Origin of the sequence: Corynebacterium sp. H128, from assembly GCF_037482625.1 — a bacterium.
GTDB lineage: Bacteria > Actinomycetota > Actinomycetes > Mycobacteriales > Mycobacteriaceae > Corynebacterium.
Window position 1 is genome coordinate 31,179 of record NZ_JBBHKW010000005.1, and the last position, 26,128, is coordinate 57,306.

Annotated in this window: 28 protein-coding genes and 1 riboswitch; of the genes, 24 read left to right on the forward strand and 4 right to left on the reverse strand. The window is 60.3% G+C overall.

Annotation, left to right across the window (positions count from 1 at the left end; translation table 11 throughout):
- The first annotated feature begins 34 nt into the window (after window positions 1–34).
- The 11 genes from atpB to WG915_RS05945 all read left to right on the forward strand — a co-directional run bounded on the left by atpB (window position 35) and on the right by WG915_RS05945 (window position 8,706).
- Window positions 35–847 (forward strand): F0F1 ATP synthase subunit A, encoded by an 813-nt coding sequence (gene atpB, locus WG915_RS05895; RefSeq protein ID WP_339564452.1) that lies wholly within the window; start codon window positions 35–37, stop codon window positions 845–847.
- Window positions 848–941: 94 nt separating this feature from the next.
- Window positions 942–1,184 (forward strand): ATP synthase F0 subunit C, encoded by a 243-nt coding sequence (locus tag WG915_RS05900; RefSeq protein WP_339564453.1) that lies wholly within the window; start codon window positions 942–944, stop codon window positions 1,182–1,184.
- A 39-nt stretch (window positions 1,185–1,223) separates the two neighbouring features.
- Window positions 1,224–1,793 carry a F0F1 ATP synthase subunit B gene (locus WG915_RS05905; RefSeq protein WP_339564454.1) on the forward strand — a complete coding sequence of 190 codons (570 nt, stop codon included), beginning with the start codon at window positions 1,224–1,226 and terminating at the stop codon, window positions 1,791–1,793.
- Window positions 1,794–1,798: 5 nt separating this feature from the next.
- The gene (locus tag WG915_RS05910) at window positions 1,799–2,617 is read left to right on the forward strand and encodes a F0F1 ATP synthase subunit delta (RefSeq protein ID WP_339564455.1); all 819 of its coding nucleotides are present in this window, start codon (window positions 1,799–1,801) and stop codon (window positions 2,615–2,617) included.
- Window positions 2,618–2,674: 57 nt separating this feature from the next.
- The gene (atpA, locus tag WG915_RS05915) at window positions 2,675–4,315 is read left to right on the forward strand and encodes a F0F1 ATP synthase subunit alpha (protein WP_339564456.1); all 1,641 of its coding nucleotides are present in this window, start codon (window positions 2,675–2,677) and stop codon (window positions 4,313–4,315) included.
- 55 nt (window positions 4,316–4,370) lie between these two features.
- Complete coding sequence (locus tag WG915_RS05920; protein ID WP_339564457.1) at window positions 4,371–5,348, forward strand: F0F1 ATP synthase subunit gamma; 978 nt, start codon at window positions 4,371–4,373, stop codon at window positions 5,346–5,348.
- Between the two features lie 3 nt (window positions 5,349–5,351).
- Entirely contained in the window at window positions 5,352–6,800 is a 1,449-nt protein-coding gene (atpD, locus tag WG915_RS05925; RefSeq protein WP_339564458.1) for a F0F1 ATP synthase subunit beta, read from the forward strand.
- A 12-nt stretch (window positions 6,801–6,812) separates the two neighbouring features.
- Window positions 6,813–7,187 (forward strand): F0F1 ATP synthase subunit epsilon, encoded by a 375-nt coding sequence (locus WG915_RS05930; RefSeq protein ID WP_339564459.1) that lies wholly within the window; start codon window positions 6,813–6,815, stop codon window positions 7,185–7,187.
- Window positions 7,188–7,288: 101 nt separating this feature from the next.
- The gene (locus WG915_RS05935) at window positions 7,289–7,744 is read left to right on the forward strand and encodes a DUF2550 domain-containing protein (RefSeq protein ID WP_339564460.1); all 456 of its coding nucleotides are present in this window, start codon (window positions 7,289–7,291) and stop codon (window positions 7,742–7,744) included.
- The gene (gene nucS, locus WG915_RS05940; RefSeq protein ID WP_339564461.1) at window positions 7,745–8,437 is read left to right on the forward strand and encodes an endonuclease NucS; all 693 of its coding nucleotides are present in this window, start codon (window positions 7,745–7,747) and stop codon (window positions 8,435–8,437) included. It abuts the gene before it with no gap.
- Window positions 8,437–8,706 (forward strand): hypothetical protein, encoded by a 270-nt coding sequence (locus WG915_RS05945; protein WP_339564462.1) that lies wholly within the window; start codon window positions 8,437–8,439, stop codon window positions 8,704–8,706. Before nucS ends, WG915_RS05945 begins: the two co-directional genes overlap by 1 nt.
- Here the strand turns inward: WG915_RS05945 and mce are convergent.
- Window positions 8,699–9,151 carry a methylmalonyl-CoA epimerase gene (mce, locus tag WG915_RS05950; RefSeq protein WP_445227788.1) on the reverse strand — a complete coding sequence of 151 codons (453 nt, stop codon included), beginning with the start codon at window positions 9,149–9,151 and terminating at the stop codon, window positions 8,699–8,701. The genes WG915_RS05945 and mce overlap by 8 nt on opposite strands.
- 41 nt (window positions 9,152–9,192) lie before the next feature.
- Between mce and WG915_RS05955 the strand changes: the two genes are divergently transcribed.
- A complete protein-coding gene (locus tag WG915_RS05955) occupies window positions 9,193–9,492 on the forward strand; it encodes a thiamine-binding protein (RefSeq protein ID WP_339564463.1) in 300 nt (99 codons plus the stop codon).
- On the forward strand, window positions 9,492–10,322 hold the full coding sequence (locus tag WG915_RS05960; protein ID WP_339564464.1) for a tetratricopeptide repeat protein: 831 nt from the start codon (window positions 9,492–9,494) through the stop codon (window positions 10,320–10,322). Before WG915_RS05955 ends, WG915_RS05960 begins: the two co-directional genes overlap by 1 nt.
- Window positions 10,323–10,667: 345 nt before the next feature.
- Here WG915_RS05960 and glgB read toward each other — a convergent pair whose 3' ends face one another.
- Together glgB and WG915_RS05970 are read right to left on the reverse strand one after the other, a co-directional pair.
- A complete protein-coding gene (glgB, locus tag WG915_RS05965) occupies window positions 10,668–12,785 on the reverse strand; it encodes a 1,4-alpha-glucan branching protein GlgB (protein ID WP_339564465.1) in 2,118 nt (705 codons plus the stop codon).
- 1 nt (window position 12,786) lies between these two features.
- A complete protein-coding gene (locus tag WG915_RS05970) occupies window positions 12,787–14,805 on the reverse strand; it encodes an alpha-1,4-glucan--maltose-1-phosphate maltosyltransferase (protein WP_339564466.1) in 2,019 nt (672 codons plus the stop codon).
- Window positions 14,806–14,900: 95 nt separating this feature from the next.
- Between WG915_RS05970 and WG915_RS05975 the strand changes: the two genes are divergently transcribed.
- From WG915_RS05975 to thiC, 11 genes are all read left to right on the forward strand, one after another.
- On the forward strand, window positions 14,901–15,725 hold the full coding sequence (locus WG915_RS05975; RefSeq protein ID WP_339564467.1) for an ABC transporter ATP-binding protein: 825 nt from the start codon (window positions 14,901–14,903) through the stop codon (window positions 15,723–15,725).
- Between the two features lie 11 nt (window positions 15,726–15,736).
- Window positions 15,737–16,507 (forward strand): NUDIX hydrolase, encoded by a 771-nt coding sequence (locus WG915_RS05980; protein WP_339564468.1) that lies wholly within the window; start codon window positions 15,737–15,739, stop codon window positions 16,505–16,507.
- The gene (locus tag WG915_RS05985; protein ID WP_339564469.1) at window positions 16,504–17,628 is read left to right on the forward strand and encodes a THUMP-like domain-containing protein; all 1,125 of its coding nucleotides are present in this window, start codon (window positions 16,504–16,506) and stop codon (window positions 17,626–17,628) included. Before WG915_RS05980 ends, WG915_RS05985 begins: the two co-directional genes overlap by 4 nt.
- Window positions 17,629–17,652: 24 nt before the next feature.
- Window positions 17,653–18,432 carry an electron transfer flavoprotein subunit beta/FixA family protein gene (locus tag WG915_RS05990; protein WP_339564470.1) on the forward strand — a complete coding sequence of 260 codons (780 nt, stop codon included), beginning with the start codon at window positions 17,653–17,655 and terminating at the stop codon, window positions 18,430–18,432.
- Window positions 18,433–18,445: 13 nt separating this feature from the next.
- On the forward strand, window positions 18,446–19,315 hold the full coding sequence (locus WG915_RS05995; protein WP_339564471.1) for an electron transfer flavoprotein subunit alpha/FixB family protein: 870 nt from the start codon (window positions 18,446–18,448) through the stop codon (window positions 19,313–19,315).
- A complete protein-coding gene (locus WG915_RS06000) occupies window positions 19,315–20,415 on the forward strand; it encodes a cysteine desulfurase family protein (protein WP_339564472.1) in 1,101 nt (366 codons plus the stop codon). The genes WG915_RS05995 and WG915_RS06000 overlap by 1 nt, the downstream gene beginning before the upstream one ends.
- A riboswitch (cobalamin riboswitch) is annotated at window positions 20,415–20,592 on the forward strand. (Overlaps the previous gene by 1 nt.)
- A 46-nt stretch (window positions 20,593–20,638) precedes the next feature.
- Window positions 20,639–21,316 (forward strand): energy-coupling factor ABC transporter permease, encoded by a 678-nt coding sequence (locus WG915_RS06005; RefSeq protein WP_339564473.1) that lies wholly within the window; start codon window positions 20,639–20,641, stop codon window positions 21,314–21,316.
- The gene (locus WG915_RS06010; RefSeq protein ID WP_339564474.1) at window positions 21,317–21,616 is read left to right on the forward strand and encodes an energy-coupling factor ABC transporter substrate-binding protein; all 300 of its coding nucleotides are present in this window, start codon (window positions 21,317–21,319) and stop codon (window positions 21,614–21,616) included.
- On the forward strand, window positions 21,617–22,324 hold the full coding sequence (locus WG915_RS06015) for a CbiQ family ECF transporter T component (RefSeq protein WP_339564475.1): 708 nt from the start codon (window positions 21,617–21,619) through the stop codon (window positions 22,322–22,324).
- A complete protein-coding gene (locus tag WG915_RS06020) occupies window positions 22,312–23,085 on the forward strand; it encodes an energy-coupling factor ABC transporter ATP-binding protein (protein WP_339564476.1) in 774 nt (257 codons plus the stop codon). Before WG915_RS06015 ends, WG915_RS06020 begins: the two co-directional genes overlap by 13 nt.
- A 118-nt stretch (window positions 23,086–23,203) precedes the next feature.
- Complete coding sequence (gene thiC, locus WG915_RS06025; RefSeq protein ID WP_339564477.1) at window positions 23,204–24,853, forward strand: phosphomethylpyrimidine synthase ThiC; 1,650 nt, start codon at window positions 23,204–23,206, stop codon at window positions 24,851–24,853.
- On the opposite strand, the gene WG915_RS06030 is transcribed toward thiC, so the two are convergent.
- On the reverse strand, window positions 24,850–26,022 hold the full coding sequence (locus WG915_RS06030; RefSeq protein ID WP_339564478.1) for an HNH endonuclease signature motif containing protein: 1,173 nt from the start codon (window positions 26,020–26,022) through the stop codon (window positions 24,850–24,852). The genes thiC and WG915_RS06030 overlap by 4 nt on opposite strands.
- Window positions 26,023–26,128 lie beyond the last annotated feature (106 nt).

Below are 26,128 nucleotides of genomic sequence, written 5' to 3' on the forward strand. Positions count from 1 at the left end.
ACGGGAGAGAACGCTGAGCGTTACAACTTTGTCCATGAAGGGTGAGTTTCACGCACCTAATCTGGACCATGAACTTTTCCCGGGGCATGTGACCGATGATGGCGACGTAGTGGGCATGCTGCTCACTGGTTTTGCTAACAACTGGTTCGCACTTGATCGTTTGATGTTGATTCGTCTTCTGATGACTCTCATCCTCGCGGTCTTTTTTGTTGTCGCAATGCGCAGCCCGAAGCTCATCCCTTCTGGTGTGCAGAACTTCGCAGAACTCTGTTTAGACTTCGTGCGTATTCATATCGCTGAGGACATCCTTGGAAAGAAAGAGGGTCGTCGGTTCCTTCCGGTAATTGCGACCATCTTCTTCCTCGTTCTCTTTATGAATGCGCCGACAGTCATTCCTGGACTGAACATTTCGCCAAACGTGCGCATTGGTATGCCACTGATTTTGGCGCTGTTCGGCTACGTGGTCTTCATTTACGCCGGCGCTAAGCGCTATGGCTTCTTCAAGTACCTGAAGTCTTCTGTGGTTATTCCTAACCTGCCGCCACTGCTTCACGTTTTGGTGGTGCCAATCGAGTTCTTCTCGACGTTCATCATGCGACCCGCCACGTTGACCTTGCGTCTTCTGGCAAACATGCTGGCTGGTCACATCATCTTGGTTTTGCTGTTTTCTGCCACTAACTTCTTCTTCTGGCAGTTCAACGGTTGGACCGGGATGTCCGTCGTGACCATCTTTGCCGCGATTGCGTTCACGTTCTTCGAGCTCTTGGTCGTCTTCCTGCAGGCGTACATCTTCGCCCTGCTGGTGGCCGTCTACATCGAACTATCGCTGCACGCAGACGAACACTGACCCCACGGAGCTTTAACGGCTCCATAATCTGAAAATCATCAATATCACTTGCTCACCCGACAACCGGGGGAGCACCCAGAAAGGGAACGACACAATGAACGAACTGATCCTCGCTCAGGACGCTGCTGGCATGTCCGGTAACCTCGCAACCATCGGCTACGGCATCGCTACCATCGGCCCAGGCCTCGGCATCGGCATCCTCGTCGGCAAGGCACTCGAGGGCATGGCACGTCAGCCTGAGATGGCCGGCCAGCTCCGTACCACCATGTTCCTGGGCATTGCATTCGTTGAAGCACTCGCCCTCATCGGCCTGGTCGCCGGCTTCCTGTTTGTTTAATCGAACAGACCTCGATAGCAAAAAGAAAGCACAAGGATTATGACGAACGTCATCACTTACCTCGCCGCTGAGGGAGGTGGACTGCCACTCGAGACCGGCAACCCACTCCTGATGCCGAAGGCTTACGACATCGTCTGGTCCCTCGTTCCGCTCGTCGTCGTCCTGTTCATCTTCTGGAAGCTCGTTCTTCCGAAGTTCCAGGAGGTCCTGACTGAGCGTGAGGACCGGATTAAGGGTGGTATCCAGCGCGCTGAGGCTGCTCAAGCTGAAGCCAAGGCTGCCCTTGAGAAGTACAACGCACAGCTCGCTGAGGCACGCGCTGAAGCTGCACAGATCCGCGAAGAAGCCCGTGAAAAGGGCAAGCAGATCGTTGCAGAAATGAAGGCACAGGCCGTGGAAGAGAGCAACCGCATCATCGCATCCGGTGAAAAGCAGCTTGAGGCTCAGCGCCAGCAGGTTGTCACCGAACTGCGCCAAGAGATGGGTCAGAACTCCATCAATCTGGCTGAGCGCCTCATCGGCGAGCAGCTGTCCGACAACGTTAAGCGTTCCGGCACGATTGATAAGTTCCTGTCCGAGCTCGATTCTGTGGCTCCGGCCGGAAAGTAGGCGACATGCACGCAGCTAGCCGCGAAGCACTGACGAAGACTGCTCAGACGCTTGATCAATGGATCAACAACTCTGATCAGGCGATCGCAGCTGCCTCCCAAACCGGTGCTGAGCTGTTCAGCATCGTCGAGGTTCTCGACGGCGACCGTGGCTTGCGTGTCGCTGTGGCTGATTCTTCAGCCACTGCCGAGCAGCGAACTGGCCTGATGCGCGCTGTATTCGGTGGCAAAGTTTCCCAGATGACTCTGGATTTTGCCCTCGAAGCAGCACAGCAGATCTGGTCAACTCCCCGCGAGTTCCGTACCGGACTCGTTGAGCTGGGCCGTCGCGCCCTACTGCGTTCTGCTGAGAAGCAGGGCCAGCTGGACAGGGTAGAGGACGAACTGTTCTCCCTCGGTCGCATCCTCAAGGATGAAACCGAACTTGCACAGCTGCTGGGGGACCGCAACACGAATGCTGATCGCAAGCGCGAGCTGCTGGCCAACGTCCTCTACGGCAAGGTAACCGCCGTCACCGAGGCACTGGCTAAGCAGGCAGTCGGACGCCCAGAGGACAACCCAATCGATGACATGGCAGCTCTTGCTTCCCTCGCAGCTGGTCTGCGTGGCAAGGAAGTAGCCATTGTGCAGTCTGCGGAACCTTTGAATGCGATCCAGACCGATGCACTGGCAGTCAAATTGGGCCACATTTACGGTCGTGAGGTGAGCATCCACACTGAGGTTGATCCCAGCCTCCTCGGTGGACTGGTCATCCGCGTTGGCGATGAAGTAATCGACGGCAGCACCTCGGGCAAGCTCGAGAAGCTCCGCACGAGCTTTGTTTAGAACACGACTATTAGAAGACATAAATTGCTGGAAGAAACAACCGAGAGCAGGAAGAACATGGCGGAGCTGACGATCTCCTCCGATGAGATCCGTAGCGCGATTGCGAACTACACCTCGAGCTACTCCCCGGAGGCCTCCCGTGAGGAGGTCGGCGTGGTCATTTCGGCAGCTGACGGTATTGCCCAGGTTTCTGGTCTGCCGTCTGTTATGGCGAATGAGCTGCTCGAGTTCCCAAACGGCGTTATTGGCGTCGCACAGAACCTCGACACCGATCGCATCGGCGTCGTAATTTTGGGTAACTACGAGACTCTTACCGAAGGCGACGAAGTAAAGCGGACCGGCGAGGTCCTTTCCATTCCGGTCGGAGATGCATTCCTCGGCCGCGTTATCAACCCACTGGGTCTGCCTATCGACGGCCTTGGCGCCATCGATAAGGAAGAAGACCGCGTCCTGGAACTGCAGGCACCTTCCGTGCTGCAGCGCCAGCCGGTCGAAGAGCCACTGGCTACTGGTATCAAGGCAATCGACGCAATGACCCCAATCGGTCGCGGTCAGCGTCAGCTGATCATTGGCGACCGCAAGACCGGCAAGACCGCGGTCTGCATCGATACCATACTGAACCAGAAGGCAAACTGGGAGTCCGGCGATGTCGACAAGCAGGTGCGTTGCATCTACGTCGCCATCGGTCAGAAGGGCTCGACCATTGCCGCCGTCCGCAAGACCCTCGAAGATCATGGCGCTCTGGAGTACACCACCATCGTGGCTGCTCCAGCATCTGACTCCGCCGGCTTCAAGTGGCTCGCACCATTCGCAGGTGCCGCACTGGGCCAGCACTGGATGTACCAGGGCAAGCACGTTCTGGTCATTTACGATGATCTGACCAAGCAGGCAGAAGCCTACCGTGCGATTTCGCTGCTGCTGCGCCGCCCACCAGGCCGAGAAGCATACCCAGGCGACGTGTTCTACCTGCACTCTCGTCTGCTGGAGCGTGCTGCAAAGCTTTCCGACGACATGGGCAAGGGCTCCATGACGGCACTGCCGATCATTGAGACGAAGGCAAATGACGTTTCCGCCTTCATTCCGACCAACGTCATCTCCATTACTGACGGCCAGGTCTTCTTGGAGTCCGACCTGTTCAACCAGGGCGTTCGTCCAGCAATTAACGTTGGTGTTTCGGTGTCTCGTGTTGGTGGCGCCGCTCAGACCAAGGGCATGAAGAAGGTCGCAGGTTCCCTGCGTCTGGACCTCGCTGCCTACCGCGATCTCGAGGCATTCGCTGCGTTCGCTTCTGACCTGGATGCTGCATCCAAGGCTCAGCTGCAGCGCGGTCAGCGTCTCGTTGAGCTGCTCAAGCAGGCGGAGAACTCTCCACAGGCTGTTGAGTTCCAGATCGTCTCCATCTTCCTCGCCGGTGATGGCCACTTCGATAACGTTCCCGTCGAAGATGTCCGTCGCTTCGAGGTAGAGCTGCATGACTACCTGCGCTCCAACGCTGCAGGTGTCTACGATCAGATCGCTGGTGGCGCTGCACTGTCCGACGAGTCCAAGCAGACTCTGATCCAGAGCACCGAGGATTTCAAGCACATCTTCGTGACCACCGAGGGCTCCCCAGTCATCGGTGAGCCAGAGGTTGACCCAATGTCCGAGGGTGACCTCGGCAAGGAGCAGCTGACCGTTTCCCGCAAGGTGAACAAGTAGTTTCATCACATGAATCAACAAGTTCAACCGAGCATGAGAAGGGAGGCGTAACACCATGGCTAATCTTCGCGAACTGCGTGACCGCATCAAGTCGGTCAAGTCAACGAAGAAGATCACCAAGGCTCAAGAGCTGATCGCTACTTCGCGTATCACCAAAGCTCAAGGACGAGTCGAGGCCGCTAAGCCGTATGCAGAGGAGATCCGCAAGGTTACCGAAAAGCTGCTTGCTGCTTCCAGCCTGGATCACCCAATGCTTCGCGAACGACCAAACGGTAAGCGCGCTGCCATTTTGGTGGTCACCAGTGACCGCGGCATGGCCGGCGGTTACAACTACAACGTCTTCAAGAAGGCACGCGAATTGCGTGCTCTCCTTGAGGCGAAGGGCTACGAGCCAGTTATTTACGTATCCGGCAACAAGGGTGTCGGCTACTACAAGTTCCGTGGTCAGGAGGTAGCAGGCGCTTGGACCGGCTACACCCAGGATCCGGGCTACAAGGAGACGCACGACCTGCGTCGCCACCTGATTGACGGTTTCATCGCAGGTTCGGAGGGCACTGCAAAGTGGCGTCCGGGTCTCAGCGCTGATGAAGGCGAAGCGATTCAGGGATTCGATCAGGTACACGTTGTGTACACGCAGTTTGTGTCCATGTTGACGCAGACGCCTGTTGCTCATCAGCTGCTGCCAATTGAGCCAGTGATCGAAGACAAGGAGCTCGACTTCGAGCAGGGCATCCTCGCCGACCCAGGCGAGATCCACTCTGATGTCGAGTTCGAGCCAGACGCGGATACCCTTTTGGCAGAATTGCTGCCAAAGTACGTATCTCGCAGCCTGTTTGCGATGCTTCTGGAGGCTTCTGCTTCCGAGTCGGCGTCGCGACGCAACGCAATGAAGTCTGCAACCGACAACGCTACGGCGTTGGTAAATGACCTCTCTCGCGTGGCAAACCAGGCACGTCAGGCTCAAATTACCCAGGAAATCACAGAGATCGTCGGTGGCGCCGGTGCGCTCGCCGAAAGCGGAGAAAGTGACTAGATTATGACTACAGCTCTTGTAGAGCAGAACGCACAGCCAGGCGCATACGCCTCTGGCCGTGTCGTGCGTGTCATCGGTCCGGTCGTCGACGTGGAATTCCCGCGTGGCGAGCTGCCGGCCCTGTTCAACGCACTGACTGTTGAGGTCACCCTCGAAGCAGTCGCAAAGACCATTACCCTCGAGGTTGCACAGCACCTCGGCGACAACCTGGTTCGTGCCGTCTCCATGGCACCTACCGACGGCCTCGTCCGCGGCACTGAGGTAAAGAACTCTGGCAAGCCAATTTCTGTGCCTGTCGGTGACGTCGTTAAGGGCCACGTGTTCAACGCCCTCGGCGACTGCCTCGATGATCCTTCAGTCAGTGAAGGTGTAGAGCGCTGGGGCATCCACCGCGATCCACCTCCATTCGACCAGCTCGAAGGCAAGACCGAGATCCTCGAGACCGGCATTAAGGTCATTGACCTGCTGACCCCTTACGTTAAGGGCGGCAAGATTGGTCTTTTCGGCGGCGCAGGTGTGGGTAAGACCGTCCTGATTCAGGAAATGATTACCCGTATTGCACGCGAGTTCTCCGGTACCTCCGTTTTCGCAGGCGTCGGCGAGCGTACCCGTGAGGGCACCGACCTCTTCCTCGAAATGGAAGAGATGGGCGTTCTCCAGGACACTGCACTCGTGTTCGGCCAGATGGACGAGCCACCGGGAGTCCGTATGCGCGTGGCGCTGTCCGGTCTGACCATGGCGGAGTACTTCCGCGATGTGCAGCACCAGGACGTGCTGCTGTTCATCGACAACATCTTCCGCTTCACCCAGGCTGGTTCTGAGGTTTCCACGCTGCTCGGCCGTATGCCGTCTGCAGTGGGTTACCAGCCAACCTTGGCTGATGAGATGGGTGTTCTCCAGGAGCGCATTACCTCCACCAAGGGTAAGTCGATTACGTCTCTGCAGGCCGTCTATGTGCCTGCCGACGACTACACCGACCCAGCGCCAGCCACCACCTTCGCCCACCTGGATGCCACCACCGAGCTTGACCGTGGTATCGCTTCCAAGGGTATCTACCCTGCAGTGAACCCACTGACCTCTACCTCTCGTATCCTCGAGCCAGGTATCGTCGGCGAGCGTCACTACGAAATCGCGCAGCGCGTGATTCGTATTCTGCAGAAGAACAAGGAACTCCAGGACATCATCGCCATCCTTGGTATGGACGAGCTGTCTGAAGAGGACAAGATCACCGTTGCCCGCGCGCGTCGCCTCGAGCGCTTCCTGGGCCAGAACTTCTTCGTCGCAGAGAAGTTCACCGGTATCCCTGGTTCCTACGTTCCTCTGGAGCACACCATCGATGCTTTCGAGCGCATCTGCAACGGCGAGTTCGACACCTACCCAGAGCAGGCCTTCAACGGTCTGGGTGGCTTGGACGACGTCGAGGCTGCGTACAAGAAGCTCACCGAGAAGTAAGGGGCAGCAACCATGGCTGATATCACCGTTGAATTGGTTTCCGTCGAGCGCAAGTTGTGGTCTGGCCAAGCCAGCATCGTTACCGCTCAGACGACCGAAGGTGAGATCGGCGTGCTGCCAGGCCACGAGCCAATGTTCGGCCAGCTGGTCGAAAATGGCGTTGTGACCATCCGCCCCGTGGACGGCAAGAAGCTTACTGCTGCCGTCCAGGGTGGTTTCCTCTCGGTTAGTACCGACAAGGTGACCATCTTGGCTGACTACGCTATCTGGGCCGAAGAGGTTAATTCCTCCGACGCTGAGTCTGCACTGTCTGCTGCCGGGGATGAGTCTTCAAAGGCACGCGCTGAAGCAGAACTACGCGCGGTTCGCCGCGCTCAGGAAGCCTAAGGCTTCTAAGGACAACAGAGCCCGCCGATCACTCGGTGGGCTCTGTTGTCGTTTTCGGGGCAAGTTGATCTACAATAGGCCCTTATAACGAGGAGGTTTCAGTGGATATTTTCGTGCTAACTTTTATCGCGCTTATCGCCCTTCTGGCATGTCTAGCTGTTTGGCGCTTCCTCAACCATCGCCATTCCGGCACCCAGGTCCTCATGCGCCGAGTTCCCGCTCAGGATGCGCGAGGTTGGCGACACGGAGTGATTCAATATCACGGCGAGAAACTTGACTTTTACAAGCTCCGCTCCATCAGTCCCAACCCAGATATCAGCTTTGATCGCTGTGGGTTTTTGTTGAAAGACCGTCGTAACCAGACGGTCTTTGAACAAAAATTCATGGAATCAAGCCGCCGGATTATTGCGTTGAAGACTAACCAAGGCGAATTTGAATGGGCGCTTGACCCACATGCGGAGATGGCCTTGCTAGCCTGGATTGAATCCGCGCCTACTCAGCCTTTGCAGCGGATGGATGTTAAGACCGCGCAAAAGTACTTGAGGAAAGAAAAATAAATGCGACTAGTGATCGCCCAGTGCGTCGTAGACTACGTTGGTCGGCTCGAATCACACCTTCCTGAAGCCACGCGCCTGCTGTTGGTGAAGGCCGATGGCTCCGTGAGTGTGCATGCCGACGACCGCGCCTATAAGCCACTAAATTGGATGACACCCCCGTGTACGCTCGTCGAACAGCCCGTCCTGGACCTCGAAGGCACGAACACCGGTGAGCAGCTGTGGATCGTTGAGAACAAGAAGGGCGAGCAGCTGCGCATTACGATCCGTGAGATCATTGCCGATGTCACCCACGAGCTCGGCACCGACCCAGGGTTGGAAAAAGATGGTGTCGAGGCGCATTTGCAGGAGCTGCTGGCAGAGCACATCAACACGCTAGGCGACGGCTACAAGCTCATCCGCCGCGAATATCCAACCGCCATCGGTCCGGTGGACATTCTGTGCCGCAACGAGTCCGGGGAGACCGTCGCTGTGGAGATCAAACGTCGGGGCGGTATCGACGGCGTGGAGCAGCTCACCCGCTACCTGGAGCTGCTCAACCGCGACGAGCTCCTGCGGCCCGTGCATGGCGTCTTTGCCGCGCAGGAGATCAAACCCCAGGCGCGTACTCTGGCCGAAGACCGCGGTATCCGCTGCGTTGTGTTGGACTACCAGGACTTGCGGGGCATTGAATCCAACGAGCTGCGTCTGTTCTAATGTCGCGCCGGAACAAGTACAACCGGCCGGCGCCGCGCGAACTACCCCGGGACGGCGCGGCCTATTGGGGTACCAGATCCGCCACCGACCGCGACGGCGTGGAGTATCTAGTCCGGCAGATGGGTGCAAGCCGGGCCACTAAGTTCTATATCTGCCCGGGGTGCAACCAAAATATCCCGCCCGGAATCGCCCACGTGGTGGCGTGGGAGCCCGGACGGGAGGACGACCGCAGGCACTGGCATAAGCCGTGCTGGGCGAGGTTTACTTAGGCTCGGTGATCTCCAGTAGCACGCCGCCAGCATCCTTAGGATGCACGAAGTTGATGCGCGCGCCGCCGGTGCCGATCTTTGGCTCTGGGTAGAGCAGACGCACATTGTTGGCATGCAAGTGCTCGCAAAGGGCATCCATGTTGTTGGTACGCAGACACATCTGCTGCAGGCCGGGGCCCTTCTTGTCGATGAACTTCGCGATGGTGGACTCTTCGTTCAGCGGAGCGAGCAGCTGAACCATGCCATCGCGCGCTGTCATATCCTTAGGGCCGATCATTGCCTCGCGGACGCCCTGCTCCTCGTTGACCTCTTCGTGGTGGTTGACCCAGCCGAATGCGGAACGGTAAAACTCAACCGCTGCGTCGAAGTCTGGGACGGCAATGCCGACGTGGTCGAGGCAGGTGATGTACTCGTGAGGGATTTCGATGTTTGCAATATCAGACATGATCCCATTCTAGTTCGCGCTATCCCACTATGCTGGGGTTCATGATTATTGCCTTTTCAGTTGCCCCTGCGGTAACCAATGAAAGCGCGGACATGGCCGACGCTGTTGCGGAGGCCGTGCGCATTGTTCGTGAGTCCGGGCTCCCCAATGAGACGAATGCGATGTTTACGCTGGTTGAGGGGGAGTGGGATGAGGTTATGGGCGTCGTGAAGCGCGCGACGGATGCGGTGCTCGCAGTGAGCCCGCGCGCCTCCCTCGTAATCAAGGCGGACATCCGGCCCGGTTACACGGGACAGCTGCAGCAGAAGGTAGCCTCCGTAGAGAAACGATTGGAGCAATAATGGCCGTAGTTGATCTAGCAGAACTGAAAGCACGCGCTGATGCCAAGGCCGCAGCCGCCGGCGGGGACGTCGCCACCACCACGACCCTGACGCAGGAGAATTTCGAAGCGACCCTGGGGTTGTCAATGAAGGTGCCGGTGGTTGTCCTCGTAGGAACCTCCCGCAGCCCGGAATCCGAAGAACTCCGGCACAATCTGAGCACCCTGGCCTCCCAAGCAAACCGCACCTGGCTCTTTGCCTATGTCGACGCCGACACCACGCCGCAGATCGCGCAGGCCTTCGGCATCACCGGCCTGCCCAGCGTCATTGCGCTTGCCGACGGCCGGCCGCTCGCCAACTTTGAAGGCGGTCAGCCGCTGGATGCCCTGCAACAGTGGACCGCGGCGGTGGTCAATGCGGTGGCCGGAAAACTACCGGGCTTGGGTGAGGAGAAGCCAGAAGATCCCCGTCTCGTGGCGGCGGCTGGCCTGCTCGATGCAGGCGATTTTGAGGGCGCGATCGCGGCCTATGAGGAGATCCTGAAAAAGGAACCCGCAAACAAGGAAGCCAAGACGGCGCTCGACAACGCGAAGCTGGTGGCGCGACTCGCGACTGCGGAAGGCGACCCAATCTTGGCTGCCGATGCCGATCCTAAGGATGTAGACAAGCAACTGGCGGCTGCCGACGCCCAGATCGCGGTTGGCGCAGTGGAGGAGGCTTTCGAGCGTCTCATCCAGCTACTTCCGAACGAGGACGTGAAGAAGCGTCTCATCGAACTGTTCGCGGTGTTCGAGGCTGGCGATCCACGGGTGAAGGTCGCGCGGGCGAAAATGGCGAGCAAACTTTTTTGATGCAGTTGAAGGGGATTTGGCTGGGCCTTGCTAGTTGTGCAGCGGCAGACCTGTTCCTGGCAATTGTGTGGTGGCAAGAACGACATGATCAGGTATTGCCTGATCTAATGCCGCTGCCATTCGTGTTTTGTTTTGTTTGCGTGCTCAGGGTTGCATTAGTCCGACCGAGACCCGAAGAATACGCACCAGCCACGGCAGGGATCGCTGTAGTGCTGTCCGTAGCCATGATTATGTGGGTAATTGCTGTGCGCCCTCGCGGGGGCGTCATTGCCCCTCGCCCTCGTGAAAAGCGCAGGTAGTAACTAGTAGACAGCGTACCTATAGTGGCCTAAGAACTCTGCCAGACTAACCGTCCCAGCGGTACCACTGCGCAGACATGGCCGGGATATGCAGCGTCACGCAGTGCTCATAGCCATCCCAGTGTGAGTCGTGCGCCCAGACGGAGAGCGGCAAGTCATTGCCTGCGCCTTCGTAGACCGCGTCATCGGTGTTGATCACGCGCGTCCAGGTGCCGCCTGCGGGTACACCGAGGCTGTAATTAGGGTGGGTGCCACCGCCGAAGTTGAAGACGCAGAGGTATTTCTGGCCGTCGTTGCCGTAGCGCATGAACGCCAGGATGTTGTTGGTTGCATCGTCGGATTTGACCCAGGAGAACCCGGACTGCTCGTTATCCTGCGTGTACAGGGCTGGGGAGCCGGTGTAGACGAGGTTGAGGTCACGAACCATCCGATGGATACCGCGGTGGTATTCGGATTCCCAGCCGTCGAACTCGTGCCAGTCCAGGGAATGCTCCTCGGTCCACTCGCGGGACTGGGCAAATTCCTGGCCCTGGAAGAGCAGCTGCTTGCCGGGGTGCGCCCACATGTAGGCGAAGAGGGTACGTACGCCGGCGGCTTTGTTCCAGGTGTCGCCTGGCATCCGGGTCCACAGGGTGCCCTTGCCATGAACAACTTCGTCATGGGAGATCGGCAGGCAGAAGTTCTCGCTGTACTGGTAGATCATCGAGAAGGTGATGTCGCCGTGGTGGTGGCTGCGGTGGATTGGGTCCTTGGAGAAGTACTCCAGGGTGTCATTCATCCAGCCCATGTTCCACTTGAGGGAGAAACCGAGGCCGCCGTGATCGGTGGGGGCGGTGACTCCTGGCCAAGAGGTGGATTCCTCAGCGATGGTGAGTACGCCGTGGTGGAGCTTGTGCACGGTTGCGTTCATTTCCTGCAGGAACTGCACTGCCTCGAGGTTCTCGCGGCCACCGTATTGGTTCGGGGCCCATTCACCCGGCTCCCGGGAGTAGTCCAGGTAGAGCATGGAGGCTACTGCGTCGACACGTAGGCCGTCGAAGTGGAATTCCTCCAGCCAGTACAGGGCGTTGGCAACCAGGAAGTTGCGGACTTCGGGGCGACCGAAGTCGAAGACATAGGTGCCCCAGTCCTTCTGCTCGCCGCGCCGCCAATCTGGGTGTTCGTAGACTGGTCGGCCATCAAAGCGGGCCAGTGCCCAGTCGTCTTTGGGGAAGTGTGCTGGGACCCAGTCGACGAGGACGCCGATGCCTCGAGCGTGGAAGGCGTCGATAAGCGCGCGCAGCTCATCCGGCTCGCCCCAGCGGGAGGTGGGGGCGTAGTAACCGGACACCTGGTAGCCCCAGGAGCCGCCGAAGGGATGCTCGGCGACGGGCATGAACTCCACGTGGGTGAAGCCTTGATCGGCGACATAGTCCACCAGCTCGGTCGCCAAATCGGCGTAGCTCAGCCCTTCTTTCCAGGAGCCGAGGTGTACTTCGTAGACGCTCATCGGCTTTTGTGCGACGTCCTCACGGGTGGCCAGCCATTCGGCGTCTTTCCACTCGTAGGAGCTGGCTGTGACGATGGAGCCGGTAGCAGGGGGGATCTCTGCCTTGCGGGCCATCGGGTCTGCCTTATCGCGACGGTGCCCTTCCGGGGTTTGGATGGCGTATTTGTAGACGGTGCCCTCGCCAACCCCGGGGAGGAAGAGCTCCCAGATGCCCGAGGAACCCAAGGAACGCATCGGGTGCTGCGAGGCGTTCCAGCCGTTGAACTCGCCGACAACAGCAACGCCGATGGCGTTCGGGGCCCACACCGCGAAGCTGGTACCACTCACACCGTCGACGGTGCACACATGCGAACCGAGCACGTCCCAGAGGCGCTCGTGGCGCCCCTCGGCGATCAGGTGGATGTCCAGTTCTCCCAGCGTGGGCAGGAAGCGGTAGGGATCCTCGATGGCTACGGTTGCTTCCGGCCAGGTGACCTCCAGCTGGTAATTGCCGGCGGGGACGGTGGCTTCGAAGATGTCGTCGCCAAGCGGGCTCATCTCGTAGCGGCTGCCACCGGACAGGACGACGACGGAGCTAGCGCCAAGCTGGCGGGTGCGAATGACTTCGCCGTGGCGACCGTAGTAGGAGTGCGGGTCGTGATGCTGGCAGTGCAACAGACGGGACAGATCGGTCATTTTAGCTCCTGTACTCGGTTACTTCGCGCCAAGCGAGTGCTTCTCGACGCTCTTCCACGACCTCCGGCAGCACGAAGATATGCGCGACATCTTCCCACGGCTTGAGCTCGACGTAATTGCTCTCTCCCCAAGTGTAAGTGCGCCCGGTAATTTGATCTGCCACTTCGAAAGATGCAGGCATGCCAATTTTGTTCAAGTCCAGTCGCAGGATTCCGGACTGGGCGTTGTAGGAGTCCAAATTGACCACAACTAGTACCACATTGCCGGTGAGGGCATCTGCCTTGGAATAGGCCAGGATCTGGTCATTGTTGGTCTCGTGGAAATGGATGCTGCGCAGCTGTTGGAGTGCAGGCTGCTCCCGGCGGATGCCGTTGAGCATCGTGATGAATGACTCCAAGGAATCACCCCGCTCGAGGGCACCCGCGAAATCGCGCGGGCGCAGCTCATACTTCTCGGAGTCCAGGTATTCCTCCGAGCCCGGCTTCACGGCCTCGTGCTCGAATAACTCATAGCCGGAGTAGACGCCCCAGAGTGGGGACATGGTGGCGGCGAGGACCGCGCGGATAGCGAACATGCCGCGACCGCCGTACTGCAGCGAGGCGTGCAGAATATCCGGGGTGTTCACGAACAGGTTCGGGCGAGAGATGTCCGCCATGCCGGCGATCTCTTCGCCGAACTCCGTGAGCTCCTGCTTCGTGGTCTGCCACGTGAAATAGGTATAGGACTGGGAGAATCCGGCCTTGGCTAGCCCGTAGAGGCGTGGCCTCCGGGTGAATGCCTCCGCCAGGAAGATGACCTCCGGGTGATCCTCGTGCACCTGGGCGATGAGCCACTCCCAGAAGTTCGCTGGCTTGGTGTGGGGGTTGTCCACACGGAAGGTGGTTACGCCGTGCTCGACCCAGAACAGCACCACGCGCAGGATTTCTTCGTAGATGCCTTTGGGATCGTTGTCAAAGTTCAGCGGATAAATGTCCTGGTACTTCTTGGGCGGGTTCTCCGCGTAAGCGATGGTGCCGTCGGGAAGCACAGTGAACCACTCTGGGTGCGCTGTTGCCCACGGGTGATCGGGGGCGCACTGCAGTGCCAGGTCCAGCGCGATTTCCAGATCGAGTTCCTTAGCGCGCTGCATCAGGGCGTCAAAGTCCGCGAGGGTGCCGAGCGCAGGGTGCACGGCGTCGTGGCCGCCGTCCTTGGAGCCGATTGCCCAGGGGGATCCAACATCCTTCGGGCCTGGGGTCAACGTGTTATTGCGCCCCTTGCGGTTGACTTCACCGATCGGGTGAATCGGCGGGAAGTAAACGGTGTCAAAACCCATCTGCTTAACCCGCTCCAACTCGGCAGCGGCGGTGGCGAAGGTGCCGTGGACTGGGGTGCCGGATTCGTCAACGCCGCCAGTAGAGCGTGGGAAGAACTCGTACCAGGAGCTCACCAGCGCCTTACGGCGATCCACCTGCACGTACAGGGTCTGGCCCCGGGTCAACAGGTCACGTAGCGGGTACATATTGAGGATCGCGGAGACCTCACGGCTAAAGGCAGGAGCCACGCGGGCCCGGGGATCGCCGCTAGAACGCAAGGATTCGGAGACTGCGCGGAGTGCTTCCCGGTGGACCTTAGGTGCGCCGGAGGCGACTCGGTCAAACAGCTGTGCGCCGATTTCAATGTCATTAGCAAGCTCAGCGGCGCTCTGGCCGGCCTCGATTTTGGCGGTGACGTTATGACGCCAGGTGGCTACTGGGTCGCTCCAGACGTCGACACGCACGGACCACATGCCCGGCACATCCGGGACGAAGATGCCATGCACCTGGTCAGGGTCCTCCCCGCGGGACATGATGGTGCGACTCGTCTTCGCCGCGACGGCGGAGTCATCCGGACCTTTGACGTTGAGCGTTGCCGAGATTGCGTCGTGGCCCTCGCGCCAGGCGATCGCGAAAACGGGCACAACTTCACCAACAACCGCCTTGGCAGGCGCGCCGCCCGAAACCTGTGGTCTTACGTCATCGAGGCCGAGTCGTCCGGTCATGTTAAGGTCCTTTCCACTTGGGGATTACTAGATCCAGAGTAGGTGTTCGGCCACGATCGCACACGGCGACGGCAATTCGCTGCCATGATGGTGTGGTGAGTGATTACAACCCTGACTTGATCATCGACTTTGACGACGTCACCTTCGTCCGCAATAACCGCACGTTGCTCGGTCCGTTGTCGTGGCAGGTAGAACTGGATGAGCGCTGGGTCATCATCGGACCGAACGGTGCCGGAAAAACCACCCTCATGCGGCTCGCCGGCGCGGAGGAATACCCGTCCGGGGGTAGTGCCCGCATCATGGGGGAGCAGGTAGGCAAGACGGACATGCGTGACTTGCGGACCATGATCGGTGTCTCCTCCTCGGCGCTTGGTAACCGCATCCCGAAAGAGGAAACGGTGGAGGACCTCGTGGTCTCCGCCGCCTACGCGATCCTGGGGCGCTGGCGGGAGGAATATGACCAGATGGACTTCGACCAGGCCATGGAAATCCTCGAGCGCGTCGGCGCAGTTCATCTGACCAAGCGCACCTGGGGCACCCTCTCCGAAGGTGAGCGCAAGCGCGTCCTGATTGCCCGCGCCCTCATGACCAACCCCGAGCTGTTGCTTCTCGACGAACCCGGCGCCGGCCTCGACCTCGGCGGTCGCGAGGACCTGGTGGGGTACCTGGGCGAGCTGGCCCTGGATGCGGACGCCCCAGCGATCGTCATGATCACGCACCACGTGGAGGAGATCCCCTTCGGCTTCACCCACGCGCTGCTTCTCGACGAAGGCACCGTGGTAGCCCAAGGCCTGATCGATGACGTGATGACGAGTGAAAACCTGACTACAACATTTCACCAGGCCATCCACCTCGAAAGGATCGACGGTCGTTACTTCGCCCGCCGGATTCGCGGACAAGGCAGCCACCGCGCAGGCTAGACTTGGCGCTCATGAAAGGAATCCGTGGCGCCAAGCTCGCAGCGACAGTGATCCTCGTCCGCGATTCTCCCCTTGGCCTCGAGGTATACGTACAGGAACGTGTGGCGGAGATGCCCACCTTCCCGAACACCACCGTCTTTCCCGGCGGTGGGTTAGACGAGCGTGACCTCGGCCAGGGTGGGCCCGTCGATGGCGTGGAAGCACAGCGCTGGGGCAAGCTCCTGGGCATCGAGGCTGACATCGCGCATGGCCTGGTGATGGCCGCAGTACGGGAGGTCTTCGAAGAGTCGGGGATCCTCCTGGCCCGCCACCGCACCGGAGAATTAGTCTCGGATTCTGTGCAGTACGCTGCCGCGCGGCCGCTGCTGGAGAACCACGAGCTGTCTTTCACACAGTTTCTGGCGGACAACGAGCTCACCGTTGCCACAGACTTGTTGTATCCTTTCGCCCGCTGGGTAGGGCCGGGGCCCGTCGATCCGCGCTTTGACACGTTTTCCTTCGTGGCGCAGACACCGATGGGACAGCTGCCTGATGGCGCGACCCGCGAGGCCTCCTCGACGGGCTGGTTCCTGCCTTCGCTCATCCTCACTGGTTTCCGGACCGGCTTGGTGCGCCTTGTCATCCCGACCTGGGCGCAGCTGACGGCCCTCACTGAATTTCACACCGTCGCAGAACTGGAAGCTTCTTTGACCAACGTCGACATGACCCCGATCATCGGTGACCCAGATGATCCCTGGTTCGAGGACTTCTTCCGCTACGGGGACCTACCGGAGCGCTTTTGATATCCCTCGCTGAAGCCCGATTCCTCGTCGCGCACACTGGGCAGTTCGCCGACCTCGAGTTGCCCACGGATCCACTCAAGCGCGTCGCCACGCTCACGACCCGTTTCGGCGAGTACGGCCGCGCAGTCGCCGAGCTGCTCGACGCTCGTTCCAAAGGCAAGCTCCCCGCCACATGGCTGATGGATAGCGATAGTTCCCAGCAGGCCACGCCACTGGCCGTATCTGAAGTGCGTTTCGAGCGTATTCGTCGGGTGCTCGGTCAGTGCACAGTGCACGACGTGACCTGTTCCATCGGGACCGAAGGTGTGGCAAGCATGGCTGCGGGGCTGCGCTACTTCGGTTCGGATCTTTCCCTGCCACGCCTGGTGATGGCACAACACAATGTGCCAGAGGCATCGTTCTTCCAAGCGGACGCACTCCAGCCTTGTATCACGGCCGATGTGGTGGTGGCTGATCCTGCGCGCCGGGCCGGCGGCCGTCGGATCACGAATCCAGCAGACCTGCTGCCACCGCTGCCAGCACTCCTCGATGCTCATAACGGACCACTGGCCGTGAAATGCGCCCCCGGGCTTGATTTCTCCGAGTGGGATGGGCTGGTATCCCTAGTCAGCGTCAATGGCGGGGTGAAAGAAGCATGCCTCTACACACCGGAACTCGCGGAGGGGGCCAGCCGCGAGGCGGTGGTGATTCGCGGGAGCATCGATCGTCTCACTGACCTGCTGCCCACGCAGACGGAGCTTGCGGGGCCCCACGGCAGCTATCTCATCGACCCGGATGGGGCAGTAGTGCGCGCCGGGTTGGTACGGCACTTCGCAGTGCGGGAAGGGCTGTGGATGCTGGACGAGCGGATCGCCTATCTCACAGGTGACCGGATTCCGGCGGGCTACACCGGCTTTAAGATCCTGGAGCAGGTACCGCTGAAGAAGCTCAAGAGCGCGCTCGCACCCTATGACGTCGGCGCCCTGGAGATTTTGGTGCGCGGAGTAGATGTTGATCCGGACGCACTTCGTAAGAAGCTGCGGTTGCGGGGCAAGCAGGCAATGGCAGTGGTGGTCACCAGAATCGGCAGCCAGGGCGTGGCTCTTATCTGCGAGGCCAGAAGTTGTATGATCGAGGGCTGAACCTTTAAGCAACCAGGAGGAATAATGCCCGCAATCGTGGTCCTAGTGAAGAACGTACCGGACACGTGGTCCGTTCGGACCTTGAATGCAGATTTCACCATGCACCGCGAGGGCGTCGATGAAGTCATCGACGAGATCAACGAGTACGCCGTCGAACAGGCACTGCGCATCCGCGATGCCAACCCTGGCTTTGAAGTTGTTGCCTTAAGTGCTGGTCCGGAGCGCGCGCAGGAAGCGCTGCGTAAGGCACTCGCAATGGGCGCTAACCGTGCCGTCCTGCTCTCCGATCCGGCGCTGGCTGGCTCCGATGTGTTGGGCACTGCTTGGGCGCTCAACTGCGCGATCAACACCATCGCAGATGTGCAGCTCATCGTGGCAGGTAATGCCTCCTCCGATGGCGCGATGGGGGCTCTCCCCGGCATCATCGCCGAGTACCGGCAGCTTCCTTCCCTGACCAATCTCACTGCGGTTTCCGTGGCCAACGCTACGGTCACCGGCCACAAGGAAACCCCGGAAGGGTCCTATGAGCTGCAGGCGGCACTGCCGGCCCTCATTTCGGTGACGGAAAAGACGGACAAGCCACGCTTCCCGAATTTCAAGGGCATCATGGCTGCGAAGAAGGCCGAGATCTCGATGCTCGACCTCGCCGCTATTGGCGTCGCTCCGGAGTACGTCGGCCTCGCGCATGCTTCTACCGCAGTCACGTCGGCCACGCTACGGCCGGCTCGCGACGGCGGCGAGATGGTCTATACCGACGGCGCCGAGCGCATCCACCAGTTCCTTTCCGAAGAAAAGTTCATCTAGGAGTATTTGACCCATGACGTACGTACTTGCATCAGGTGAACACACCCTCGAGCTCATCGCAGCCGCCCAAGTCTTGGGCGATGTCACTGTCGTCGCTTTCGATGACGCTCCTTACCCGGTACCGGTGATCCGTTGCTCCGGTGAGGGCCGCGTGGTCATGCCCGCCGTGGACGCGCTGTCCATGCTTGCCGCGCAGACTCCGGCCCCGATCGTGCTGGCAGCCGATAGCGTGGGCAATGAGATCGCGGGTCGGCTAGCTGCCCGCCTAGCTTCGGGTGTGCTGACCAATGTCGTCGGTATCAATGCCGACCGCACGGCTACCATGTCCATCTTCGGTGATTCTTACGAGGTCGCCGCAGCCGTCGGTGGCAACAGCCCGATCTACACGGTGCGCGCGGGTGCTGTCGCGCCGGTGACGGCGGGCAGCGCCACCGAGACCACGATGGCGCTGCCCGCCGCGGGAGCGATGGACGCCGCAGTATTGTCCTTCACCCCGGCTGTGCAGGGCTCCCGCCCGGAGCTGAGCTCCGCAAAGGTCGTCGTTTCCGGCGGACGTGGTGTGGGAGATAGCGGATTCAGCGAGCTAGTTGAGCCGCTTGCCGATGCTCTCGGCGGCGCCGTCGGCGCTACCCGTGACGCAGTAGACAACGGTGCCTACCCGGCGCAATACCAGGTGGGCCAGACCGGTGTCACCGTTTCGCCGGACCTCTACATCGCGGTCGGTATCTCCGGTGCGATCCAGCACACCTCGGGCATGCAAACCTCCCGCAAGATCATCGCGATCAACAATGACGAAGATGCCCCGATCTTTAAGATCGCGGACTTGGGCGTTGTGGGAGATGCGGCAGAGATCGTCCCTGAGCTGCTGGCTAAACTGCGCTAATGCGCTACTTCGATCATGCCGCGACCTCCCCAATGCGGGAGAGCGCCCGCACGGCATGGCTGTCGGCCGCCGACATGCTGAACCCGGGTGGCCAGTACGCAGCGGGTCGCGCGGCGAACCGTGCGCTGGCTGAGGCGCGAGAAACCGTGGCAGCTGCGCTGGATTGCGAACCGATCGAAGTAATCTTCACCGGCTCCGGCACGGAGGCGGACAACCTGGCAATCCAAGGGCTCTTTCGCAAGTCCCCGCTGCAGCGGGTGGTATCCACGGAGATCGAGCATCCTGCGGTCCTGGAAACCGTGGCGGCGCTCGACGCTGAGGTAGAGATGCTACCGCTGACGGACGGTCGAGTGTCCTCCTTCGCGGCGCTGGCTACGCCGGCTGCGCTGGCAACCTGCATGTGGGCCAACAACGAAACCGGGATTATCCAGCCGGTTGCCGAGTTAGTGGCGGCAGCGGGGCATACCCCGGTTCATGTGGACGCGGTGCAGGCCGTGGGCCATGTTCCGGTGTCTTTCGCGAACCTAGGAGCCACCACTCTCGCCGGTTCGGCGCACAAGTTCGGTGGCCCGCGCGGCGTCGGTATCCTGCTGGCGCGGCGCAACGGTCCCGCACCGACCATCTTCGGTGGCGGGCAGCAGCGCGGGATACGCCCTGGCACTGTCGATGTGGCGGGTGCGGTGGCCACGGCGGCGGCCCTGTCGGAGGCGGTGTCAGAAATTCCTGCGGAAACGGCGCGGCTCACTGAGCTGCGAGAGCGGCTGCAGGCCGGCATCGCGCTTATCGACGGCGCAGTAGTGCACTCCCGTGGCCAGGTCCTCCCCGGACACGTCCATGTGTCCTTTCCTGGTGCGGAGGGAGACAGCCTCATTATGCTGTTGGACATGTTGGGGATCGCAGCATCCACAGGTTCCGCTTGTGCGAGCGGAGTGAACCGCGCGAGCCATGTGCTGCTAGCGATGGGGGTGGCTGAGGACGTCGCACGCGGAGCGCTGCGATTTACGCTGGGACGCACCACAACCGCAGCTGACGTGGATTTTTTGCTCGCGCATCTGGGCGGGGTCGTGGACAAAGCCCGAAAAGCTGGCATGGCCTTCTGATAATCTGTATTAGCTGCAATGTACGGGAATGTCGGTGTGAATCCGGCAGCGGTCCTCGCCACTGTATTGCTTCATGTATTAGGCGTGGTCTGAGTTCACTGCTTTCGGGCGGGAAGGACTGCAGGCCGTTAAGCGCAGAAGCTAAGCCAGGAGACCGATTGCAGCGTGCCTACTCATTGCGGCCCGCGAGATGGACGGGCCCCGGTTGGAAAGAAGAAGTGTCATGCATATTGCCGAGGGGTTTCTCCCGGTCGAGCATTGCGTAGCGTGGGGAGTGGCCGCTGCGCCGTTCGTTATCCACGGTGCCTACGCAGTGAATAAACAAATCAAGACCCGTCCCGAAACGGCCATGCTGCTCGGTGCTGCAGGCGCCTTCAGTTTTGTGCTCAGCGCGTTGAAAATCCCGTCCGTGACGGGTTCTAGCTCGCACCCGACCGGCACCGGGCTTGGTGCCGTGCTCTTTAAACCGCCGGTCATGGCGTTCCTAGGGGCCGTTGTCCTGCTGTTCCAGGCGATTTTATTGGCCCATGGTGGGCTGACCACGCTGGGCGCCAATGTGTTCTCCATGGCCATCGTCGGCCCGTGGGTGGCTTATGGCGTGTGGAAGGCCTTCGGCGGGCGCAGCCCAGAAATCGCGATCTTCTGCGCCGCGTTCCTTGGCAACCTGTCCACCTACTGCGTGACCGCAATGCAGTTGGCGGGTGCACACCATGCGGCGGGCTTCGGGAATGCTGCCGGTACCTTCCTCGCGCTCTATGCACCAACGCAGGTTCCGCTTGCAGTGGTGGAAGGCCTCGTCACGGTGCTGATTTTCCGCAGCCTGCGAGTGATTGCGAAGAAGGAATTGACCGTTCTCGGCATCCCAGTTGCCGGTCCGAAGCGAGAGCTGGTGCACGCTTAAATGAAGAATCTACTGCTGATCGCCGCAGCTGCGATCCTGATCATGTTCCCAATGTTCTTCAACTTGGGGGACCCTGCTGCTGAAGAACCATTCGCGGGCACCGATGCGGGGGCCGAGACCGTGGTTGCGGAAAATAACCCGGGCTATGAGCCGTGGTTCGAGTCTGTTGCAGGGGAGCTACCAGGTGAGGTCGAGGCAGGGCGCTTTGCATTGCAAGCTGGCCTCGGCGCGGGCGTAGTGGGCTATGTGCTTGGTGTCTACCGCGGCCGTAGCCAGCGTGAAGCCCCCGCAACGGCCTAAATGAACGCGCTGGAACTCGCTGCCTCGCGCAGCCGGTGGGCGCACATCAATGTTGGCGAGAAGAGCCTGCTCATTGTGCTGCTCTTTCTCGCCATCTCTGTCTCTGGGGTCAAGCTAGCCATTATTGGCGTGGTGACCTGCATGTTGGCGTCGATAGCAGGCGTCAATTGGCGGTTGTATGCGGGGTTGATTGCTGCCCCAGCCACCTTTATCGCTGTTGGCTTGGGACCGCTCATTTTTGCGATCACCACCTCGGGGGTCGTGATGATTCCTGGTGGCCTGACGCATGCGGGCATGGTGCTGGCGCGTTCGGTGGTCGGTATGTCCATCACCATGCTGTTTGCGTTGACCACGCCCATGTCGGAAATCCTCATGTTCGCGCGGCGTTGCCACGCTCCGGAAGCTCTGATCCACGTCACAGCGCTGACCTACCGGCTGATCGGAACGTTGATCCTCACGGCCCGCGCAATGTGGGATGCACAGGCCGCCCGGCTCGGGCACAGTAGCGTGCGCCGCTGGCTGCGGTCAGTGGCTTCACAAGCGGCCTCGTTATTCGTCTTGTCTTTCACCCGGGCCCGCGCCTTGCAAGAAGGCCTGGAATTGCGTGCGGACGCAGCAGCCATGAGCGTCTTGAGTACTTCGCGCCCCGTCAATTGGTTCCGCGTCATCGGCGCGCTGATCGGAATGAGCTTGATATGTCTGTATTAGAAACCCACGCCGTACACTTCGCGCATGATGAGCCGGTGCTGAGTGGGGTGACTATGGACGTCGCTAAGGGCGAGCGCCTGGCGATCCTCGGCGCGAACGGCTCCGGCAAGTCGACGTTGCTTAAACTACTAGCCGGATCCTGGCGGCCGGATTCCGGCAGGGTGCTTCTCGACGGCAGCGAGCTGGATTACTCGCGGCGTGGGCGCGACCACATGCGACGCAACGTGCAGCTGGTGTTGCAGGAGCCGGACGAGCAGATCTTTGCTACCTCGGTCTCGGCCGACGTCTCTTATGGCCCAGTGAATTTGGGCTTGTCCACAGCGCAGGTGTCGGAGCGGGTGGCCGCCGCGCTCGAGCGCTGTGAGATCTCGCACCTGGCAGATCGGGTGCCGCATCAGCTTTCCTATGGCCAGCGCAAGCAGGTGGCACTGGCGGGGGCGCTGGCGATGCAGCCACGAGTGTTGCTCCTTGATGAGCCCACCGCTGGGCTTGACCCCTATGCCAGCGAGCGATTGTTGGCGACACTGCTGGAACTCAACGCCGCGGGAACGACAGTGGTGATCTCGACGCACGAGGTGGATTTCGCCTACGCGTTCGCGACCTCCGTGGGGTTGCTCAGTGCGGGGGAGCTGTTGGTGGGGAGTCCGGATTTGCTTAGCGACGTCCAAAAGATGCACGCTGCGCGCTTGTGCCTGCCGTGGGCGCCCTTGGTGTCTGGGTTGGTCGGTCGCGACATAGTTTCGGCGGAACAACTACTATAGAGACGCACCTCATTTCACCACGGGAGTGTGGCCGATTCCACGCTGAGAGGACGCAACATGATACGGAGCGTCGACCGTCTAACCTGTCCGGATAATGCCGGCGTAGGGAGTTCTTTTTATGATTACTACTGGGCCTATCTACCGTAGCCACAAGGTGTACACCCCGGTCACTTTCGGGGACACGGAGCTGCAGATCCCCGCTCGGCGGATCGACTTGACCACCGGTGAGCACTTTGATGTGTATGACACCTCTGGTCCATACACGCTGGATGACCCCGCTATTGACCTAGAGCAGGGGCTGCCGCGCACTCGCGAGACCTGGTCTCGAGCATCGGCAGTGTCGGCTTCCGAGGAACATCCAGAACTGAAGGTGCAAACGCAGCTGGCGTGGGCGCGCGCAGGAATCATCACGCCTGAGATGGCGTTCTGTGCGGCGCGCGAGGGCATGCCGGCTTCCTTTGTGCGGGATGAGGTCGCGGCTGGTCGCGCGGTGATTTGTGCGAACAAGAATCACCCGGAGATTGAGCCGATGATCATCGGCAAGGCCTTCGCGGTGAAGATCAACGCGAACATCGGCAACTCGGCTGTGACTTCTTCGATCGACGAGGAGGTGGAGAAGATGGTGTGGGCGACCCGCTGGGGTGCGGACACCATCATGGACCTGTCCACGGGTAAGGATATCCACGAGACCCGCGAATGGATCCTCCGCAACTCCCCAGTTCCGGTGGGCACCGTGCCGATCTACCAGGCGCTGGAGAAGGTCGGCGGGGATCCGACGCGTCTTTCCTGGGAGGTCTACCGCGACACCATCATTGAGCAATGCGAACAGGGCGTCGACTACATGACCGTCCATGCTGGTGTGCTGCTGCGCTATATACCGCTGGCCGCCGATCGCGTGACCGGAATCGTCTCCCGCGGTGGTTCGATCATGGCAGCCTGGTGCCTCAAGGAGCATCGTGAGTCCTTCCTGTACACCCACTTTGCGGAACTGTGCGACATCCTGGCGGCCTACGATGTCACGTTCTCGCTGGGCGATGGGCTGCGTCCGGGCTCTATCGCAGATGCCAACGATGAGGCCCAGCTGGCCGAATTGCGCACCCTGGGCGAGCTCACTTTGATCGCCCGTTCGCGCGGCGTGCAGGTGATGATCGAGGGGCCGGGACACGTGCCGATGCACAAGATCCCCGTCAACGTGGAGTGGGAAGAGGACTGGTGTCACGGAGCGCCCTTCTACACGCTGGGCCCGCTGGCCACCGACATTGCGCCAGGTTATGACCACATCACCTCCGCGATCGGCGCGGCGATGATTGCACAGGCGGGCACCGCGATGCTGTGCTACGTCACCCCGAAGGAGCACCTCGGACTGCCGAACCGGGATGATGTCAAGGTCGGCGTGATCACCTACAAGATTGCTGCCCACGCCGCCGATCTGGCCAAACAGCACCCGCGTGCGCAGGAGCGTGACGACGCCCTGTCTAAGGCGCGCTTCGAGTTCCGCTGGCATGACCAGTTCGCGTTGGCGTTGGATCCGGATACTGCCTTGGAGTATCACGATGAGACTTTGCCTGCCGAGCCTGCCAAGACTGCACATTTCTGTTCGATGTGTGGGCCGAAGTTCTGCTCGATGCGGATCTCGCAGGATGTGCGGGACTATGCAGCTGCGCACGGTTTGGAGACCGTTGAGGCGCTGGAGGCAGGCATGAAAGAGAAATCCGCAGAGTTTTCAGCCGCGGGTGAGCGCGTGTATTTGCCGGTGGTCGAGGGTTAGTTGCTGTGGGCCAGTCTCCGGGCATTGGAGCTCCTGGCCCTAGGGCTGTTGTTTCTTCGCCGGTTCCCACTGCCGTCGACGTGTATCGGAACCCCGTTCAGAATCATCTTGATGTGGGCTTCAACTGCGCTGTCATCATTCCATCCGTGGTGTTTCGAGCACAGGGGTGCCAAGTTATCGATGCTCGTGGGGCCGCCTCGCGACCAGGGGATAACGTGGTGCGATTCGCAGCGACTGAGTGGCGCATCGCACCCAGGGTAGACGCAGCAGCCATCTCGGGAGAACATTGCGAGACGCTGGTGGAAAGTGGCTGATCTGCTGGCGGAAACCATCGATTTCACGGCGCCGTGGTGGTCGTGGACGATGATGTAGTCGCTGATGCGGTGGCCGTCGAGAAGCGCAAGGTCGTAGAGGGTGAGGTCGATGCCGACGTTGCTACCGAACTTGGCGCGCCAGTTGAACTCGGCTTCTTCGGTGACGCCAATGGTGAGGGAGCAGTGGCCTGCGGTGTCTTGCCGGGTATTCGAAGCCCAGCGTAGGACTTGGAAAAAGTTGTCTGCGTGTCGTTGGGTGACAGTGCGGTTGTCGTCCTTGCGGCGATCCTCGGTGGCTTGTTCGACGCGCCACGCATCATCCATGAGTGCCTTGAGAAGCGCAGCGTGGGCTGCAGGGGCGTAGCCATGGAAGGAACACCCGCCGTGCTCGTCTTGGTCGCGGAGTTGGAAGCGTCGCTGACGGTAGGCCTCGTGCGGGTCTTGTGTCAGGCGAAAATTCTCTTCTCGGACTAGTTCTTTGGCGTAGGCATGTGTGGATTTAGGGGAGGACTCACGGGCTGCGTCGGCGGCGAGGTCGTAGATCTCCTCGCGTCGAGTTGATGCGGAGGAGAGCTTTTCCAAAGCGGAAAGGATCAAATCTTGATGCTCGACGGGGACTTCTGCCGACCACGTATTGGCTGAGCGCCGGTGAATGCGGAAGGCCTCGCCTGCGGAAGCTCCCGCACGTTCCAAATCGTTCTTTTCGCGCCCAGCCACCATGTCTGTTTCGAGTCGCGCAATGAGCTCCTTGATGTGGAGCAATTCGGGGAAGTGCTGGAAATCTTCACCAAAGTCGACGGCGAGCTGCAACAGCTCCCGCACCTTGGCTAGTGTCCCGATTCCCCCGTGTTCCATATTTTCATTATACCATTGTGACATTAGAACGCAAGTGCTATTATGGCGTTATAGAAGCCAGGAAAATGGGGTAGTGGTTGGTGGACATGTTCTAACATTAGAAGCT

Bases quoted from the DNA above. Each gene is read 5' to 3' on its own strand.
- atpB (WP_339564452.1), top strand. From the start codon at position 35: ATGAAGGGTGAGTTTCACGCACCTAATCTGGACCATGAACTTTTCCCG.
- WG915_RS05900 (WP_339564453.1), top strand. From the start codon at position 942: ATGAACGAACTGATCCTCGCTCAGGACGCTGCTGGCATGTCCGGTAAC.
- WG915_RS05905 (WP_339564454.1), top strand. From the start codon at position 1,224: ATGACGAACGTCATCACTTACCTCGCCGCTGAGGGAGGTGGACTGCCA.
- WG915_RS05910 (WP_339564455.1), top strand. From the start codon at position 1,799: ATGCACGCAGCTAGCCGCGAAGCACTGACGAAGACTGCTCAGACGCTT.
- atpA (WP_339564456.1), top strand. From the start codon at position 2,675: ATGGCGGAGCTGACGATCTCCTCCGATGAGATCCGTAGCGCGATTGCG.
- WG915_RS05920 (WP_339564457.1), top strand. From the start codon at position 4,371: ATGGCTAATCTTCGCGAACTGCGTGACCGCATCAAGTCGGTCAAGTCA.
- atpD (WP_339564458.1), top strand. From the start codon at position 5,352: ATGACTACAGCTCTTGTAGAGCAGAACGCACAGCCAGGCGCATACGCC.
- WG915_RS05930 (WP_339564459.1), top strand. From the start codon at position 6,813: ATGGCTGATATCACCGTTGAATTGGTTTCCGTCGAGCGCAAGTTGTGG.
- nucS (WP_339564461.1), top strand. From the start codon at position 7,745: ATGCGACTAGTGATCGCCCAGTGCGTCGTAGACTACGTTGGTCGGCTC.
- WG915_RS05945 (WP_339564462.1), top strand. From the start codon at position 8,437: ATGTCGCGCCGGAACAAGTACAACCGGCCGGCGCCGCGCGAACTACCC.
- mce (WP_445227788.1), bottom strand. From the start codon at position 9,151: ATGTCTGATATTGCAAACATCGAAATCCCTCACGAGTACATCACCTGC.
- WG915_RS05955 (WP_339564463.1), top strand. From the start codon at position 9,193: ATGATTATTGCCTTTTCAGTTGCCCCTGCGGTAACCAATGAAAGCGCG.
- WG915_RS05960 (WP_339564464.1), top strand. From the start codon at position 9,492: ATGGCCGTAGTTGATCTAGCAGAACTGAAAGCACGCGCTGATGCCAAG.
- glgB (WP_339564465.1), bottom strand. From the start codon at position 12,785: ATGACCGATCTGTCCCGTCTGTTGCACTGCCAGCATCACGACCCGCAC.
- WG915_RS05970 (WP_339564466.1), bottom strand. From the start codon at position 14,805: ATGACCGGACGACTCGGCCTCGATGACGTAAGACCACAGGTTTCGGGC.
- WG915_RS05980 (WP_339564468.1), top strand. From the start codon at position 15,737: ATGAAAGGAATCCGTGGCGCCAAGCTCGCAGCGACAGTGATCCTCGTC.
- WG915_RS05990 (WP_339564470.1), top strand. From the start codon at position 17,653: ATGCCCGCAATCGTGGTCCTAGTGAAGAACGTACCGGACACGTGGTCC.
- WG915_RS05995 (WP_339564471.1), top strand. From the start codon at position 18,446: ATGACGTACGTACTTGCATCAGGTGAACACACCCTCGAGCTCATCGCA.
- WG915_RS06000 (WP_339564472.1), top strand. From the start codon at position 19,315: ATGCGCTACTTCGATCATGCCGCGACCTCCCCAATGCGGGAGAGCGCC.
- WG915_RS06005 (WP_339564473.1), top strand. From the start codon at position 20,639: ATGCATATTGCCGAGGGGTTTCTCCCGGTCGAGCATTGCGTAGCGTGG.
- WG915_RS06010 (WP_339564474.1), top strand. From the start codon at position 21,317: ATGAAGAATCTACTGCTGATCGCCGCAGCTGCGATCCTGATCATGTTC.
- WG915_RS06015 (WP_339564475.1), top strand. From the start codon at position 21,617: ATGAACGCGCTGGAACTCGCTGCCTCGCGCAGCCGGTGGGCGCACATC.
- WG915_RS06020 (WP_339564476.1), top strand. From the start codon at position 22,312: ATGTCTGTATTAGAAACCCACGCCGTACACTTCGCGCATGATGAGCCG.
- thiC (WP_339564477.1), top strand. From the start codon at position 23,204: ATGATTACTACTGGGCCTATCTACCGTAGCCACAAGGTGTACACCCCG.
- WG915_RS06030 (WP_339564478.1), bottom strand. From the start codon at position 26,022: ATGGAACACGGGGGAATCGGGACACTAGCCAAGGTGCGGGAGCTGTTG.